Origin of the sequence: Enterobacter cloacae complex sp. ESBL7 (assembly GCF_041679625.1) — a bacterium.
Lineage (GTDB): Bacteria > Pseudomonadota > Gammaproteobacteria > Enterobacterales > Enterobacteriaceae > Enterobacter > Enterobacter asburiae_B.
On record NZ_JBGORN010000001.1, the window covers coordinates 1,591,150 to 1,608,076 of the forward strand.

Consider the following 16,927-nt stretch of genomic DNA (forward strand, 5'->3'; position numbering starts at 1 on the left):
GGAACACTTCCTTTTTTGATATGAATTTACTTATCAATTTAGCAGTAATGATGCAATTGATGCTATTGGTCATTGCCATAAAAATGGAGGTATTCAAACGAGGGAGGAAAATATGGAAAACCCGATCAACGATCTCCGCAGCGCCATCGCCCTGCTTCAGCGCCACGAAGGGCAGTATCTTGAAACCGATTATCCGGTCGATCCCAACGCGGAGCTGGCGGGAGTCTACCGCCATATCGGCGCGGGCGGCACGGTAAAACGTCCAACCCGTACGGGCCCGGCCATGATGTTCAACAGCGTGAAGGGCTATCCGGGCTCCCGCATCTTAGTTGGCATGCACGCCAGCCGCGAGCGCGCGGCGCTGCTTCTGGGCTGCGAGCCCTCTGAGCTGGCAAAACACGTCGGCCAGGCGGTGAAAAAGCCGGTTGCGCCGGTTGTGGTTCCGGCCTCGCAGGCGCCCTGCCAGGAACAGGTTTTCTACGCAGACGACCCTGACTTCGACCTGCGAAAGCTGCTTCCGGCACCGACAAACACGCCGATTGATGCGGGCCCGTTCTTCTGTCTGGGGCTGGTGCTGGCAAGCGATCCGGAAGACAGCTCGCTAACGGACGTCACCATCCACCGCCTCTGCGTTCAGGAGCGCGACGAGCTTTCCATGTTCCTTGCCGCCGGTCGGCATATTGAAGTCTTCCGCAAAAAGGCGGAAGAAGCCGGAAAACCGCTGCCGGTGACGATCAATATGGGGCTCGATCCAGCCATCTATATCGGCGCGTGCTTTGAGGCGCCCACCACGCCGTTTGGCTACAACGAGCTGGGCGTCGCCGGGGCGCTGCGCCAGCAGCCGGTCGAACTGGTGCAGGGCGTGGCGGTAAAAGAGAAAGCGATCGCGCGGGCGGAAATCATCATCGAGGGCGAACTGCTGCCGGGCGTGCGCGTAAGAGAAGATCAGCACACCAACACCGGCCACGCGATGCCGGAGTTCCCGGGCTACTGCGGCGAGGCGAACCCGTCCCTGCCCGTGATCAAAGTGAAAGCCGTGACCATGCGAAACCACGCGATCCTGCAAACGCTGGTGGGACCGGGAGAAGAGCATACCACCCTGGCCGGTTTACCGACGGAAGCCAGCATCTGCAATGCCGTTGAAGAGGCGATTCCGGGCTTCCTGCAAAACGTCTATGCGCATACCGCGGGCGGCGGTAAATTCCTCGGGATCCTGCAGGTGAAAAAACGCCAGCCGTCAGACGAAGGCCGTCAGGGACAGGCGGCGCTGATTGCCTTAGCCACCTATTCGGAGCTGAAGAACATCATTCTTGTCGACGAAGACGTGGATATTTTCGACAGCGACGACATCCTGTGGGCGATGACCACCCGCATGCAGGGCGATGTCAGCATCACCAATATTCCGGGGATCCGCGGCCACCAGCTGGATCCGTCCCAGTCGCCGGATTACAGCACCTCAATTCGCGCAAACGGCATTTCCTGCAAGACCATCTTCGACTGCACGGTGCCGTGGGCGCTGAAGGACCGCTTCGAGCGCGCGCCGTTTATGGAGGTGGATCCGCGTCCGTGGGCGCCGGAGCTGTTCGCTGATAAGAAATAAATAGCTGAAAATTTAATAAGGTCACTCTGGCTTAAGCCGGGTGACCTTTTATTATTAGAGCGCCATATTTAATTCATCTCTCACTAAACTGATTAATCAGCGCCGCCATAACCGCAGCACAAATAAAGTAATGAATGAAAAGCCAGATAAAGCTATACCAGGCGAAATTCATCACCTCAAGGATCCGCCATGGACTGGAAAAGAGCCTGCTCATGATAATTCCGGGCAAGCGGATCGCAGGTACTTTTCGATTCGGCCACACTGCCCATACGGCTATCGCCGACAGCAGCAAAAAGATCGCCGTCATCAGGAGTGGTGGCCCCAGACCGGGTGTAGTAATGGCCGAAAGAGCAGCAAAATAGAGTCCGCCAAAGAACCACTGAATAATAATGAGTGAAAGCAGGAACTCAATGCCTAAAAAAGCGCTGAGCAATCTGGGTCTGGAATGGGCGCTTATCAACACCATATCGCTGACGTAAAGGTAGAAAATAAGCGTTGCAATTGTAATGGTACTGACGAGGGTAATACCCCCAGTGGAGGGTAAAATAGCGCTGAAAAGAAAACCCCAGAATGCCAATAAAAAAAGGCCCGCCGATGTGAGGCCTAATCGTGCTCTCTGCAGGAACTGCAGAATAAAAGGATTGAGCCGGGGGAGGATTTCCGGAAAAGATTGCAGTACGTATTGATATCGTGTTGCCATAGTTTCAATCAACCCCGGCAATAATCGTATCCAAAAAGGTACGTTCGGTCGTTCACTTCTGAGCAGCTTAATAGCCAGCCTCTCCCGCCATGATCCCTGCTTCCCTTCCGCCTCCATTTTCTGCCAGGCTCGGAGGATTTCAGTTTGGCGGATCTGATGATTAATGGCGTGTTGAAGGTAAAGCGGGATGATATGGCTAAAGTCGTAATCATGTATCCGCCAGTTCAGCATTTCCGCCACGATATCAAGTTGCGCTTCAGTTAATCCAGCCTGTTCAGCCAGTGCAGCGGCAAGACGTTGACTGAAAAGCCGTTGTTGTTCAAGACTTCCTCGCCCGTTAATACGGGCGGAGAGATGCTTGAGAGAAGCAATGCCGGATATTTCTTCGTTGACGAGCTTATAAGCCAGAGCAGATATTTCCTGTTCCGTATATAGCGCTTCGCGCTCTGGTAAGAAAACGGTCACGCGTTCGTCAGTTTCTTCCTGACGATCAACCATGGCCGTTGGTTCATCGACTAAAACACGTTGTGGATCCTTCTCTTTGCCTTCCTTTGCTAACCGTTTTGCATCGTCAAAGGCTTCCCGTAGGCGTTGGTAACCAGTGGGGTCGGTATCAGGACGATTCTTTTTTAACTGGCGTGCGTAGGCTCGCCGAATTTCCGATTCATCCTCTGTAGGAGCAATATCAAGAGTTTGCCAGATGCTCATCTACCTGACCCCTTCGTAGCTATTGAGAAAAAGTTCAACCTCTCGTGCAGAACGTTCAATCCGCTGCGGCTCCTGACTCTCAAGAGCCCACTCAAATTCTGTTGTAAGCCGGTCAATGCAGGCTCGCTCGTCCCCCAGCAGCCGTTCATAGAGTCGCGAACAGCGAGCCAACAGCGCGACGTTTTCCTTACGATCGCGAGGGTGGATTTTGAGTGCGGCGAGCTTTTGCAGACTCTCGGCAATTTGTTCATCGCTCATCTGCCCCGGCACTTTTTCAATAATCCGTCTTGAGATGGCGGGGTTTCCCTGACACTGACATTCGACTTCCAGCAAACCATCGAGGGTATAGGTAAAGCGGACATCCAGAGAGACCTCTCCCGCCGGTGCAGGTGGGACATCAATAATCATTTCACCCAGAAAAATATTATCGCGAACTTTGCGCGCCTCCCCCTGGTAGATCTTCAGCAATACAGTGCGTTGATTATCTTCAACGGTATTGACTGTCTCCATCTTACTCACGGGTAGAAAGGTATTTCGTTCGATGAGTGGCAGGAAAAATCCCGTCTCAAGACGCTCCGAACTCCGCCTGGCAACTTCAACACCCAGAGAAAAAGGCATCACGTCCGTGAGAATGATATCCTCCACGGCGACATCAGACATGACCATCCCGGCCTGAACGCCAGCACCAAGGGCTACGGCTTCGTCGGGATGAAGATCGTAACGTGGGAAGCGACCAAAAAGTCGCGCGACAGTCTGGCGGACGAGTGGCATGCGCGTCGCCCCTCCCACCAGAAGGATATGGTCCAGATCGCGCACTGAGAAACGCGCATCATTGAGCGCCTGCTGAACAGGATGTTGAAGCCGATTTAAAAGCGGTTTGCAGCAGTGGGCAAATTGCTCTTCATTCATTAACCATCGCCACTCCGTATCATTCCAGCATAGAGTGACCTCGGCCTGTGCATGCTGGCTAAGCGTCAGTTTCATGCTTTCGGCTTTCGCCAGCAGCTCGGCCCTCACCGTATCGGGGGCTGCTTTTAGAGCCGGGTGTTGTTGCAACATCCAGTGCAGAATGGCATCCGAGAAATCATCTCCACCTAAGCGTACGTCTCCGCTGCTGGCACGGACTTCCACCACGCCCTCAAACATATCAATAATGGATACATCGAATGTCCCACCGCCAAGATCGAAAGTGAGATATTTTTGTTCTCTGTTTTCCAGTAACCCAAAAGCAAGAGAAGCTGCGGTAGGTTCGTTTAAAAGGCGAATGGCATTCAGGCCGGCCAGGCTGGCAGCATTTTTTACCGCCCGTCGTTGTACATCATTAAAATAAGCCGGAACGGTGATGATCGCATCGGATATAGCCTGGCCAAGCCAGGCTTCAGCATCCTCTTTTAACTGGCGAAGCAGCAGAGCAGATAACTCCTCCGCACGAAATTGCCTTAGCCCAAGCGGAAGCTGGATGTCTGTCCCCATGAAACGCTTAAAGCTCGCCTGCGTGAGATGCGGGTGAGTTTGTAAACGATCCCGGGCAGGACGGCCTGTCAGGATATTGCCGTCATCATCAAGACCCACGACTGAAGGGGTCAGAACCTCACCAAATTTATTCGTAACCAGCACTGGCCGCCCCTCAAGCCAAACGCTGACCGCGCTGTTCGTTGTCCCGAGATCGATTCCCAGCACCTGATTATGCGTCATCGGTATACCTGTTTTTCATTGTTACTCTATTGATTATACAAATAGTTAGAAGAGAACTAATGCCCAAAAAAAGGGGGTTCTTGATATTATTGCCGCTTCCCCTGCTTTCTTGTACCCTTTCACCGGAAACCCTGCCCCCACAAACATTGAGACATCCGGACACCTATGACTGCACATATTTCCAAAGATCCTTTGCATGGCGTAACGCTGGAGATGATGGTCAATGCCCTGGTGGCAAAATACGGCTGGAGCGAACTGGGCGACCGAATCAAAATTAACTGTTTCAGAAAAGATCCCAGCGTTAAATCGAGCCTGAAATTTCTGCGCCGCACCCCGTGGGCGCGCGCGGAAGTCGAAGCCCTGTATCTGGACTCCCTCAACGATGAGGTAAGCACCGAACAGGCGGCGCCCGCCTTTAATCCCTGGGCCAACAGTCGGATTATCAAGAGCTAATACGCAAATGACGCGACACGTAAAACGGATTGGTGCGCTGGCTGCCTGCGCGCTTTTACTTGTGAGCTGCTCCTCCAAACCGCCGAAATCACTGGTTACCCCTCTTCCCACCGCGAGCAAACCGACGCAGCAGGCAAACGAGCCGATGCGCGGGATCTGGCTGGCAACCGTCACTCGTCTCGACTGGCCGCCGGTAGCCTCGGTGAACGGCCGCAGCGCGGACCAGCGCATCGCGATGCAAAAGCAGGCGCTGACAAGCAAGCTCGACAACCTTGAGCGCCTCGGCATTAACACTGTGTTTTTCCAGGTGAAGCCGGACAGCACGGCCCTCTGGTCATCAAAAATTTTGCCGTGGTCGGATATGCTGACGGGCAACATCGGCGAGTATCCGGGATACGATCCGCTGCAGTTTATGCTGGATGAAGCGCACAAGCGCGGCATGAAAGTGCATGCCTGGTTCAACCCGTACCGCGTGTCGACCAACACCAAACCGTCCACCATCGCCGCCCTGAACCGGACCGCCTATCAGACCCCGTCCAGCGTCTATGTCCAGCACCCTGAGTGGGTGCGCATCTCGGGCGACCGCTTTGTGCTCGACCCCGGCATTCCGGAAGTGCGCGACTGGATAACCAAAGTGGTGACCGAAGTGGTGGCGAACTACGCGGTAGACGGCGTGCAGTTTGACGATTACTTCTATACCGAAACGCCTGGTTCAGCGCTCAATGACGCACAGACCTGGCGGCAGTACGGTCAGGGATTTGCCTCAAAGGCTGACTGGCGTAGACACAACACGCAGCAGCTGATCGTCCAGGTTTCCCGCGCGATTAAACAGACCAGGCCCGACGTTGAGTTTGGCGTCAGCCCGGCGGGCGTGTGGCGTAACCGCTCCTTTGACCCGGCAGGCTCGGACACCCGTGGCGCTGCGGCCTACGATGAGTCCTACGCCGATACACGGCAGTGGGTTCAGCAGGGCCTGCTCGACTACATCGCTCCGCAGATTTACTGGCCCTTCTCCCGGGATGCCGCGCGCTACGACGTGCTGACCAAATGGTGGGCCGACGTCGTGAAGCCAACCCACACTCGCCTGTATATCGGCATTGCGTTCTACAAGGTGGGCGAGCCGTCGAGAAACGAGCCGGACTGGACGGTTCAGGGCGGCGTGCCGGAGCTGAAAAAGCAGCTCGATCTCAACGATTCGCTGCCCAACGTGAACGGCACCATCCTGTTCCGGGAAGATTACCTGAACCAGCCGCAGACCCAGCAGGCGGTGAACTACCTGAAAGGACGCTGGGGAAGCTAAATGCCATCAGGCAGAAACGCCCCGTTTCTGCCTGTTTTTTTACGGCTTCGGCCCGAACATCGCCTCAAGCTGCTGCGCATCCGGCATACCGACCACCTGCTGCAGCTCATTTTCCGCATTCAGATAGTAAATGGCCGGCGTGGCGTTAGCGCCCAGGCTGTCCATCAGCGTCTGGTGCTTCTGCAGGATCGCTACCGTTTCATGGGAAGCCTCGCCCTCTGGCTTCGGTAATTTTTTGCCACCTGAAAGCTCGTATTCGCGCCAGGCCGAAACCGGATCTTTCGCATTCAGAATCGCCGAGGCGTTACGTCCGCTGTTGGGGTTGAGAAACGCCACCAGCAGCGTGTTGAGCTGCACCTTGCCCGCCTTCACCCACGGCTGCGCTTCGGCCCAGAACTGCTTGCAATAAGGACAGAACGGATCGGCGAAAACAAAGACCTTACGCGGGGCGTTATCCGCCCCTTCCTTCAGGGGATGCGCCGCGTTGAGGTTCTTCCACATCTCGCGTCCCATCGGGGCGTAGATCTCTTTCTGGAAATAGCCCTCGCTGAGGTTTTTTCCTTTGTCATCGTACAGATAGCCTGAGATGACGTGCTTGCCGTCCGGCGTTAAAAAGAGCGTCACGCCCATGTCCTGATACTGCCCCAGCCAGGCGGGCGCGCCGCCGGGCGCATCCAGCTTCTTGATGATTTTAATGTTCTGCTGCTCGCCGAAGTGCTTCACCACGTCCGGTATGGCTTCAGCCGCCTGCGCCAGCCCTGACGTCGCCAGCGCTGAAAGTAACAGTAATTTTTTCATTTCCCTCTCCGGTTTGTCGGGGGCATTCCGCCCCCTTCAGGTTAGCGGTTTTTCAGTGCGTCACTGACCATTTCGTCGAACTGTTCATACGGCACCCAGCCGGGCAGCAGTCCCTCGCCGATGAGCGTGGCGGGCGTGCCCTGGATCCCCATTTTTTCCGCGACGATCAGGCTGCGCTTGATCGTCATCAGGCTCTCCTCGTCCGGCGTCGCGACGCTCACGCCCGCCCGCTTCTGCGCCTCCTGAATGCTGGCGTCATCGTGGTAGCCCTTCTTCGCCATCAGGGTGTGGTTCAGCTTCATAAACTGCCCGGGCTCCTGACGCCAGAGCGTTAACGCATCGCGCGCGGCGGTTAGCGAACTTTCCGAGCGGAAAGGTAAAAACTTAAAGACTACCGCCACGTCCGGGTGTTTTTCGACGATCTTCTCCAGGTACGGATCGAATTTTTTACAGTACGGACAGTTGTAGTCGGTAAACACCACCAGGGTGAGCTTTGGGTTTTTCGCGCCGATGCGCGGGGAGTTTGGATCGTTAAACAGAAAATCATACACCATCTTCTGCGCACGCTGCTCCTGGTCCGGCGTTAGCGGCTGGGCAGCGAACACCTGAACCGGCGCTAGCAGGAACAGAAGCGTAATAAGGAATTTTTTCATAACACAGTTAGCCTTTTGCGTTGTTCAGGGTGGCGATCAGAGTGCGCTTGTCCAGTAGCGGCGAGAGGATTTCCCCCTCAGGCAGACCGGGGCCATACGCTGCGTTAAACGGAATGGCGTAACGGTTTCGCTTCGCCAGAAAATCGGCGATAAACGCGGACGGCTGGCTCCAGTCTCCGCGCAGGGCCACCACGTCCGGCTGGCGCAGCGCGGCAATAACGTCCGGCTGATTCAGTACCCGATGCTCGTTAACTTTGCAGGTCACGCACCAGTCCGCCGAGATATCCACAAACACCCGCTTCCCCTGAGCCAGCGCCTGCTGGATAGCCTCCTCGCTGAGCGGCTGCCACGGGATGGTCTGCGCAGCATTTTGTGCCGGAGCGGCAGGCGGCGCGTTAAGCAGCCCGCGCGCCTGATACCCACCAAACGCCGACAGTGCGATCACCACGAGCCAGAACAGCGGTGAGGATTTTTGCCCCTTCAGCGCGAACAGCGCGAGCGCGACGGCGATGAGCACCAGCATCACAATCTGGCTGACCGCCTCGCCCAGATGCACGCTCAACAATGTTGCCAGCCAGAGGCTGGAGGCGAGCATCATCAGGCCCAGAACGACTTTTAGCGTGTTCATCCAGCGGCCGGGTTTCGGCAGCAGCATGGCCGTTTTCGGCACCAGGGCGACAAACAGCCACGGCAGGCTCATACCCACGCCTAGCATCAGGAAGATCAGCCACAGCGAGTGCAGCGGCGCGCCAAGGGCAAAGGCGACCGCGGTACCGAGGAACGGCGCGGAGCACGGCGTGGCAAGCAGCGTGGCGAACATCCCTTCGCAGAAGCTTCCGCCAATCCCCGATCCCCCTGCCGTCGCCAGCCGTCCCGTGGCGGCGGAAGGCAGCAGCATCTCAAACGCGCCAAACAGGTTCAGCGCAAACAGGAAGGTGACGGCGACCATCAGGCCGATAAACCACGGGTTCTGGAACTGAATGCCCCACCCCAGCGACGCCCCGGCCAGCTTAAGCGCAGTCACCATCCCCGCCAGCAGCATAAAGGAGGTGAGGATCCCGGCGCTGGTGGCCAGAAAGCGCAGCCTGATGGCGCGCCTGTCCGATCCCGCCTGCAGGATGCTGTTAAGCTTCATGCCCATGACCGGCAGCACGCAGGGCATCAGGTTGAGGATCAGCCCGCCCAGCAGCGCAAAGAGCACCATTTTGCCCATCCCTTCAGACGCGGAGGGCGCTGCGGGCGTCGCGCCAACGGTCATGGTGGTTTGCTGCGCATTGCCGCCGCTGGTCAGCACAAACGACAGCCTCTTGCCCTCCAGCGAGGCGGGCTTGTCTCCCCATTCGTCGGTCACGGGTACCGTCACCCGAAGGGTATTGCCGTCGTGTTTGATGACCGGCTCGCCGGGAAGAATGTCACCCTCCAGCGGGTCAAAGTAGATCCCCGTATTATCCCACTTCCCGTCCGACGTGCCGGTAATCACCAGCTTGTCGCCAGCGAGCCAGGCGGAGAGATCCCTGGATACGCCTGACGTACCGGGCACGGCGCGCATCGCCTGCTCGAACTCGCTGCTGAAGCCCTCATCTACCGGCTGGGTAAAATCGAGGTGCAAAGGGTAGTCCGTCAGCAGACAGACGTTACTGCACGTGGAAAGCGTGAGCGTCCCGTCGAGCGTGTCGCCCTTCACTCCGTCGAGCGTAATCGGGATAGCGACCTTGTCGTGATAGCCCTGCGTGGTCATGCCGGAGATATCGAAGCGCGACGGGACCGGCCAGGACCAGCTATCCGTTACGCCCTCCGGCCAGCTGATTTTCGGCGCGACGCCGCCCTCGCCCGGCGATCGCCAGTAGGTTTTCCAGCCGGGCTTTAGCTCAACGGTGAGCAGGCCTTTAACGTGCGTTTGCTCCCTCTCCGCCTGAAAGCGGATGCGGGCGTGATCGTTTTGGGGGGAAACCAGCCAGCCTGTGTCCGCCGCATGGGCAATGCCGATGCAGGACAGCCACAGGAAGACGAATCCCCTGAAGAGGTTAACCATGTTTTACTCCGTGAACAGTGAAAATTATCGTGTGAGGACGATGATTTTCATTCACGGAAAACGCAGTTTTTAAGGTGTATTCGGGGAGGCGGTGCCTGAACGGGCTGTTCTGCAGGAGCCAATGCCCGCCCCTGCGTCAGCAGCTGCAGCAGCGCGAAGAAGATGATAATGGCCGGCAGCGCGCCGTCGAAGAACAGCGGCTGGGCGCAAAGCAGCGAGTGTGCGCCCAGCTGACAGGGCGATGGGCCGGGCTGTTCAGTGTTGCTGCTTTGAGCCGGGGCATCTGCACTCAGTGAAATTTGCGGATCCAGTCCCTGTAAAAAATGATTGAGCATCACCGCACGCTGCACGAGGCAAAGCGCCATCGCGAGACAGGTGACGATCAAAAGCCATTTTCCGAGGAGCTGACGGTTGCGCATAACGTTCCAGAGTAACAAGACGCCCCGATCATAAACGATAGTGATGAATCTACAAGTGCCGGAAGTGTAAGGTTTTGTCTGTCGCCGCTATTCGCCCGTCAGCGCGTCGTAGACGCCCCGCAGCCGCGTGCGCAGAAACAGCACCGCCTTGTGCTTGCGGGATAACAAAGCCTGTTCGCTGGCGCCGGTCTCCTCTGCCAGCATTTTAATGCTGTAGCCGTGGAGTTCGGTCTTTTCAAACACCTCCCTCTGCGGCGGTGGCAGTTCAGACAGCGCCTGCCCCAGCTCTTCCCACAGCAGCGTTTTGAGGTACTCCTCTTCCGGCGTGTGCGGCACGCCGAACAGGGTTTCGGCCAGCTCGTCCTCCGGGAAACCCTCTTCGTCTTCGCCCGTAAAATAGCCGGAAAGTGAGACCTCGCGCTTTTTACGCGCCCGGTCGGTCATCTCGTTACGCGCCGCGCGGAACAGCCAGGCGGCGACGTTTTCGACCGGCTGCTCCACTTTCATCAGCTGATAGGTGACTTCCTGCAAAATGTCGTCGGCATCATCGCGAACGGACGTCCGTCCGCGAATGAAAGCTTTCAGCCGGGCGCGGCAGGCATTGAGCGCCGACATCAGCATGGATCCGCCCGCCTCCCCGGCTTTCATTTCGCTCACTCTGCTTCCGGCGCTTTTGGCGTGGCGTCGTCGCGCTTATCGTCACGATGACCGTGCCAGCCGCAGTGGCCGCGACCGTGGCGACCAAACCCTTCGCGGCGCTGCTGAATAAACGCCTCGCGCTGTTCGGGCGTCATGTTCATCCAGCGCTCGTGCATCCGGCGGTGCGCGCCAAACATCCCCGGACGGAAACCCAGCCCGCCAAACAGAATGCGGCTCAGCACCAGAATGCCCAGCGCCTGCCAGAAGCCAATGGCCTTCACGCCGAGGATGGCCGGGAGCAAGGCGTTCCACAGGGTCATCACCACCAGGCCGAGCACGATGAAAATCACCGCGCCGATGACTAAGCCCTTGCCCATACGGTGACGACCGAATCCGCGCCCGTGACCTCTGTCGTGCATATCAAAATCTCTCATGGTGTTTACCTCGTTTACAGTAACTGATTATGGCTTGTGATGAGGTAGACGGATGAGGGAGGGAAATATTGCTAAAAATTTTTCGGAAATATTTTTTAAATGTAGTTTGGACGTTTCAGAAGAATACACTCATTCCTACACTGGCCGACGAAACAGCAACCGAGACTCAATGTAAACCATTTGTGAAAGTACTGACGATAAAAAAAGCGAAGCAGATCTGCTGGAAAGACTCGTGCCATCAGATGCATGCAGCTATATCTGTGAACGCACAAATTCCCAAGGCAATTAGCATCCATGGTGGTTGGACCAGCTGGTAGATGCCTGAAGAAAAGAGGATGTTATATAGAGAGAGCGGTTGTGTTTCCGATCATCACCAGAAAACCGTTTCTGATAATACTCTCCGTAGAAATGGCTATTGGTTCCACCGTTTTTATAGCTGAAGAGGATTCCTCTAGGGCATTTTAGATTACTACAATGTATTGACTCCACTGATACAAAAAACTTCGCCTTGGCGAAGCTTTTTTGAATTACCCTAAGCGAAAGTATTTCAGTTCATAAGCAATCTATAATATTTATAATTATTAAATTAAAGTGGCAATCTAACGTACTAACATTTAGTACTGCATTGCCTTTTTTGGGGTTTTTAACACTAGGTTATCTGTTCCTGGAATGATTTTTCCGGGAATAATTCCCATCAATTAATTTTTGTATTTTTTTTATTCTTTTCCCGGAACCAAAAATGATTACAAATTGCCAAGAAAACCCAAATGTCATCAACATGAAAAAGATCAGCCCGATTGATTTAAAAATCACATCGCCAGCCTCAACACCAACACTCCCCATAGAATTCATCTGATTAAGCGAGAACATTATTTCAATCATGAAATAAACAGATGCCGAGTAACACACCAATAAAGATAGAAGACAAACAAGCATGCTCATCAATCTACTGGTGAATGTATTGTATGCCTGTGAATATCCAACCAAAATACGATTACCATCCTCTGAAAACTTAAAAATATCCAGAACCTTCCTTCCATATGAAAAAAGCTGAATGATTTCCAACGCGTCATTATAATTAAGAAGTTTCTTCAAAATACTAAACTGTATAGGCCTACTATTATGTATTCTTGACACACACACCTGAACTACATAAGGCGTAACTCTCTTACCGCTTAATTCTTTAGAGAGATTATCAATAATACCTGTTTTATTCTTGTTACTACCATGAATAAAACTAACCAACAACGAAGCGAACGAGATTAGTATAGGTAGAAAAGCAAAAAAATATGGCATATTCATCAGAATCCTTGAATCTCATAAAACTTGATAAGATAGAATCAATAAGATAACTCCTAACCACCAGAGAAAACCATGATAATTTGTTTATCCCACCAATATTAGGTAGGTTGACGGTCATAATTTTGAAAAGAATGATCTGGTATTTTGTTGAGCGTGTGTCGCTCATATCAACATACAACCAGCCATTAGTTCCCGATCATTCATTGTCTATCGTCACCAGACTGGCGCAGGACTCTTCCTTGTGATTCGATGGATGGTCGATGCTTTGGCTAGAGGATCAATGTCATAGCGGTACTAATGGAATCTGATACAGCGCTGCTTGCAGTATTGATAACATGTACTATAAGCATCCATTTTCGAGTTCGTACTTAATAACCACCTACAGAAAAATTGACGTTAAACGTATCTGAAGAGGCAGATGAATCGGAACGATCGCCAAAATAAATGCAAGGTTGTGCAAAGACCGTGTCGAGTTCGACACAATTACCAGCAAAACACCTCACTTGCAGACGGAGCTCAACATTTAAAATGCGCTCGGCATGAAAATTGAGTCAGTTAAAATAAATAGCTCGCATGCTTACTTGGGTCGAAAATCATACGGACGTATTGAAGTAATTTTATACTCATGTAGTATAGGCCTATAACAATTGAAGCTATATGAGGATTTATGAAAATCAACCTTAGCGAAGAAGATTTTAGGCCTTTAGACATTTATGAGCAGTGGGCTGAGTTACGTCGTTCCGAAGCTAATTCCTTATATGAGGATCTTTACTCTTCAATTTTCATGAGTCATGTAAATGAAATAAACTACCAAAAGCTAACAACTACACTTCATAAATATGAATCTTTTGACATAGTTTACAGGCATTTAATCGGCGAAAAAGTCCCAAAAGATCAGTTTATAATGATTACAGGATTGTTTATAAACTACATTGCCTCTGCAATATCGTTACGTGATAGCACACGAAATATATATAATAACAAAAAATTATTCCCCGAGAAACTAAAACAGCTAGCCGAGTCAAAATTACACAAAGAAATAATTGCAAACACCAATATAAAGCTTGTGGAGGACATAAGGAACATCATCACACATCAATCATTAATTGTCCCTGTATTATCCTTCGCAGTTACGGAGGGGAGAACTGAATCAGGTTATTCATATATGACAAAACAGTTACTTAATTATAAAAGATTAACAGCAACCTCAAGAGAACACTTGTTGCAAATCAAGCACGGGAATTTATACTTAAAACCACTTATTGATGATTACCATCAAACAACAGCAAGTTATCAAAACTGGCTCATATGTGAGTCTTTAGAGAAACATAAATGTGAATATCCCATTTACTGGACCGTCCGTAACCAAATATCATCTGAGTGGGATGGTGATTTAGAACCTTCATTTATCTCACTACTATCGAATTGAAAAAAATGAATTTATCTGTATATTTATGAGTCACTGATCCGCTTGCTTTTATTAAGTGCATCATTAAAAAAGGCTCCCTCAGGAGCCTCCCACTATCAATCAAGCCTGCACCGGCAAACTAAAACTCGAAATACTCCGCGAAAGCTGCTGCGCCTGCTCTTCCAGGGATGCCGCTGCCGCAGCGGACTGCTGCACCAGCGCGGCGTTCTGCTGGGTCACGCCATCCATCTCGGTCACTGCCTGGCCGACCTGGCTGATCCCGCGGCTCTGCTCTTCGGAAGCGACGGAGATCTGCTCCATCAGCGTATTCACTTTATTCACCGATGAAATAATCGAGTCAATCACCTCACCCGAGCGGCTGACCAGCTCCGCGCCGTTTTTCACGCTCGAGACCGACTGCGCAATCAGGCTCTCGATGTCCTTAGCCGCCACCGCGCTTTTCTGCGCCAGGGTGCGCACTTCGCTGGCCACGACCGCAAAGCCACGGCCCTGCGTTCCGGCGCGCGCCGCTTCAACCGCCGCGTTCAGCGCCAGAATATTGGTCTGGAAGGCGATGCTGTTAATCACGCTAGTAATGTCTTCGATGCGCTTCGAGTTCGCCGCGATGGTGTTCATCGTGTCGATCACTTCGCGGGTTACCGCTTCACCTGTGTGGGCATTTTTCACCGCGTCCTGCACCAGTTTCCCGGCCTGATAAACGTTGTCGGTATTGTTCGCCACCGTCGCGCTCAGCTCTTCCATGCTCGCTGCCGTCTGGGTCAACGCGGAAGCCTGCTGCTCGGTACGTGACGCCAGGTCGATATTTCCGGAGGCAATCTCCTGCGCCGCGTGCGTTACGGTATGGCTCGCGTCGCGCACCTGGGCGATGGTCGCCAGCAGCGCCTGACGCATCTGCTCCATTGAGCTCATAAGATGATCGATTTCGTTATGTGCGCTCCCCTTGACCGGCACCGGTATGTCCAGCTTGCCCGCCGCAATCTGGCTGCAGTGCTCGCGCGCCAGGTTGACCGGCGCAAAGACAAAGCGCTTCATCAGCAGGCTGACGGCGACAATCACCACCACAAACAGGCTGGCGATAGCGGCAATGATCGCCAAGCCTGAGACGAAATTGCTGCTCGCATCTTCGTTCAGGCTTTTGGCGTATTTCTGGTGGACGGAAAGAACCTGGTCGAGAACGATCTCGTACTGGCGGTCGAGGCGGGAGACTTCCGGGATCAGCGCGTTAAATTTGGCCACATCGTGCACCTCGGCGGCATCGATCAGCGGCGCCAGCCCCTGGTTGCGGTAGTTTTGCCAGGCGTCCTGATAGGCAGTCACCAGCGGCGCTTCATCCGTCAGACGTGGCGAAGCCATAAAGGCCGCAAAGGCGTGATCCGCTTTGGTCAGCGCCTCTTTCACGGCGGTTAGCTTTGCAGCCCCGTCCGCCGAGTTGCCCGCTTCCACCATCTTCACATACTCCATCACCCGCACGCGCAGCGTACGGCTGTGGTTGATGGGGTCAATAATGGACAGCACAACCTGGATCTCTTTGTTGACGTTATCCAGGGAATTATTACTTTTAATGATGAGGCCAACGCTGGTCACAGTGCTGACAACAAAGAAGAAAAGCAGCGAGAACAGGACGATCAGGGACGACTTTTTCAACGACATAAACCAATACCTCAAGGAGAATTATTCCTTATGGTTATCGGCCATTCCAAAACTTAAATTAATTAAAGTTATTGAAGTATCGAACCGGGCTATTTCGCTGGCTTATAGCGTCGCTGCAGGGTGGCATTGAGCTTGCGCTGCAACGGCTGCGGCGTCTCCCCTTCGATCAATTTGCTAATCAAATCAAAGCAATGCCACGCCAGCTGGCGGTTATCCTGACGAATGGTATCCACCGGGATCGTCAGCGAATCGTAGAGATAATGATCGTCAAAACTGGCTAACCTGATATCACTTTGCAACAGGTTGTGCTGGCCCATATAGCGCAGCACCCCTTCCAGCAGCCCGCAGGCGGCGGCGAACAGCGCTTTCGGCGGACGCCCCAGACGGGCGCAGAGTTCAGCAAACATCTCGTAACCGGAGCTCGGGTGATAGTTGCCGTGAATGATCCACTCGGGGCGCAGCTCCACGCCCGCCTCTCGCAGACCTTGCTTAAACCCTTCCAGGCGGTCGCGCGTCGGAGAAAGGCGCGGCTGGCCGCCGAGGAAGTAGAATTCATCAGGATGCTGGCGCGCAATGTCGGCCACCAGTTCCGCCGTCGGGGTAATGGAGTCGGTGATCACCAGCGGCAGCGCGCTGTCGTTGATGTGGCGGTCAAACAGGACAACGGGCAGCTGCTCGCTCAGCTTGTGGTAGTCCGCATCGTTAAGCATGCTGGAGGCCACAATCAGCCCGTCCACCTGACGCGCCACCATGTTGTTCACCACCACCGTCTCCTGGCCCGGGTTTTCATCGCTGCAGGAGATCAGCAGCTGAACGCCCGCCTCGCGGCACAGCGTCTCAAGCTCGTGAGAAAACACGGCAAAACCGTAGTTGGTGATCTCCGGAACCACCAGACCAACGGTGTGGCTGCGGTTATCGCGCAGCGACCGGGCGTGAATGCTGGGCTGATAGTGGTGCTCTTTTGCAATCGCCAGCACGCGCTCGCGCGTCTCTTCCGCCACGCGAAGCTCTTTGCTGCGCCCGTTCAGGACCAGGCTGGCGGTGGCTTTTGACACACCCGCCAGCTCCGCGATGTCTTTAATGGTGACGCGTTTTGTTTTTCTCACAACGACTTA

The 16,927-nt window shown here is 53.9% G+C and carries 15 protein-coding genes; 4 read left to right on the top strand and 11 right to left on the bottom strand.

Annotated elements, in window-relative coordinates:
* Positions 1-112: 112 nt before the first annotated feature.
* Positions 113-1,600, top strand: coding sequence for a UbiD family decarboxylase (locus tag ACERY3_RS07870; RefSeq protein WP_373225412.1), 1,488 nt, complete (start codon positions 113-115; stop codon positions 1,598-1,600).
* A 73-nt stretch (positions 1,601-1,673) separates the two neighbouring features.
* Here ACERY3_RS07870 and ACERY3_RS07875 read toward each other — a convergent pair whose 3' ends face one another.
* Together ACERY3_RS07875 and ACERY3_RS07880 are read right to left on the bottom strand one after the other, a co-directional pair.
* The gene (locus tag ACERY3_RS07875) at positions 1,674-3,008 is read right to left on the bottom strand and encodes a J domain-containing protein (protein ID WP_373225413.1); all 1,335 of its coding nucleotides are present in this window, start codon (positions 3,006-3,008) and stop codon (positions 1,674-1,676) included.
* Positions 3,009-4,703 (bottom strand): Hsp70 family protein, encoded by a 1,695-nt coding sequence (locus tag ACERY3_RS07880; RefSeq protein WP_058840935.1) that lies wholly within the window; start codon positions 4,701-4,703, stop codon positions 3,009-3,011.
* Between the two features lie 165 nt (positions 4,704-4,868).
* Here ACERY3_RS07880 and ACERY3_RS07885 point away from each other — a divergent pair, with 165 nt between their 5' ends.
* Entirely contained in the window at positions 4,869-5,156 is a 288-nt protein-coding gene (locus ACERY3_RS07885) for a VF530 family DNA-binding protein (RefSeq protein WP_033145603.1), read from the top strand.
* 7 nt (positions 5,157-5,163) lie between these two features.
* Positions 5,164-6,456, top strand: a complete 1,293-nt coding sequence (locus ACERY3_RS07890; protein ID WP_373225414.1) for a glycoside hydrolase family 10 protein — start codon at positions 5,164-5,166, stop codon at positions 6,454-6,456.
* Between the two features lie 39 nt (positions 6,457-6,495).
* On the opposite strand, the gene dsbG is transcribed toward ACERY3_RS07890, so the two are convergent.
* From dsbG to ACERY3_RS07925, 7 genes are all read right to left on the bottom strand, one after another.
* Positions 6,496-7,254, bottom strand: a complete 759-nt coding sequence (gene dsbG / locus ACERY3_RS07895; RefSeq protein ID WP_373225415.1) for a thiol:disulfide interchange protein DsbG — start codon at positions 7,252-7,254, stop codon at positions 6,496-6,498.
* Positions 7,255-7,295: 41 nt separating this feature from the next.
* Positions 7,296-7,907, bottom strand: coding sequence for a DsbA family protein (locus ACERY3_RS07900; RefSeq protein WP_058840939.1), 612 nt, complete (start codon positions 7,905-7,907; stop codon positions 7,296-7,298).
* Positions 7,908-7,914: 7 nt separating this feature from the next.
* Positions 7,915-9,939 (bottom strand): protein-disulfide reductase DsbD family protein, encoded by a 2,025-nt coding sequence (locus ACERY3_RS07905; RefSeq protein WP_373225416.1) that lies wholly within the window; start codon positions 9,937-9,939, stop codon positions 7,915-7,917.
* 47 nt (positions 9,940-9,986) lie between these two features.
* Entirely contained in the window at positions 9,987-10,358 is a 372-nt protein-coding gene (locus ACERY3_RS07910; protein ID WP_219939665.1) for a hypothetical protein, read from the bottom strand.
* Between the two features lie 87 nt (positions 10,359-10,445).
* A complete protein-coding gene (locus ACERY3_RS07915) occupies positions 10,446-11,006 on the bottom strand; it encodes an RNA polymerase sigma factor (RefSeq protein WP_373225559.1) in 561 nt (186 codons plus the stop codon).
* A gap of 5 nt (positions 11,007-11,011) precedes the next feature.
* Positions 11,012-11,431 (bottom strand): hypothetical protein, encoded by a 420-nt coding sequence (locus ACERY3_RS07920; RefSeq protein WP_029741320.1) that lies wholly within the window; start codon positions 11,429-11,431, stop codon positions 11,012-11,014.
* 654 nt (positions 11,432-12,085) lie between these two features.
* A complete protein-coding gene (locus ACERY3_RS07925) occupies positions 12,086-12,733 on the bottom strand; it encodes a hypothetical protein (RefSeq protein WP_058840942.1) in 648 nt (215 codons plus the stop codon).
* A gap of 667 nt (positions 12,734-13,400) precedes the next feature.
* Between ACERY3_RS07925 and ACERY3_RS07930 the strand changes: the two genes are divergently transcribed.
* A complete protein-coding gene (locus ACERY3_RS07930; RefSeq protein ID WP_058840943.1) occupies positions 13,401-14,162 on the top strand; it encodes a hypothetical protein in 762 nt (253 codons plus the stop codon).
* Between the two features lie 99 nt (positions 14,163-14,261).
* Here ACERY3_RS07930 and ACERY3_RS07935 read toward each other — a convergent pair whose 3' ends face one another.
* Together ACERY3_RS07935 and ACERY3_RS07940 are read right to left on the bottom strand one after the other, a co-directional pair.
* On the bottom strand, positions 14,262-15,812 hold the full coding sequence (locus tag ACERY3_RS07935; RefSeq protein ID WP_045143085.1) for a methyl-accepting chemotaxis protein: 1,551 nt from the start codon (positions 15,810-15,812) through the stop codon (positions 14,262-14,264).
* Positions 15,813-15,901: 89 nt separating this feature from the next.
* Positions 15,902-16,918: a LacI family DNA-binding transcriptional regulator gene (locus tag ACERY3_RS07940; RefSeq protein ID WP_029741322.1), complete on the bottom strand. Its 1,017-nt coding sequence runs from the start codon at positions 16,916-16,918 to the stop codon at positions 15,902-15,904.
* Between the last annotated feature and the right edge of the window lie 9 nt (positions 16,919-16,927).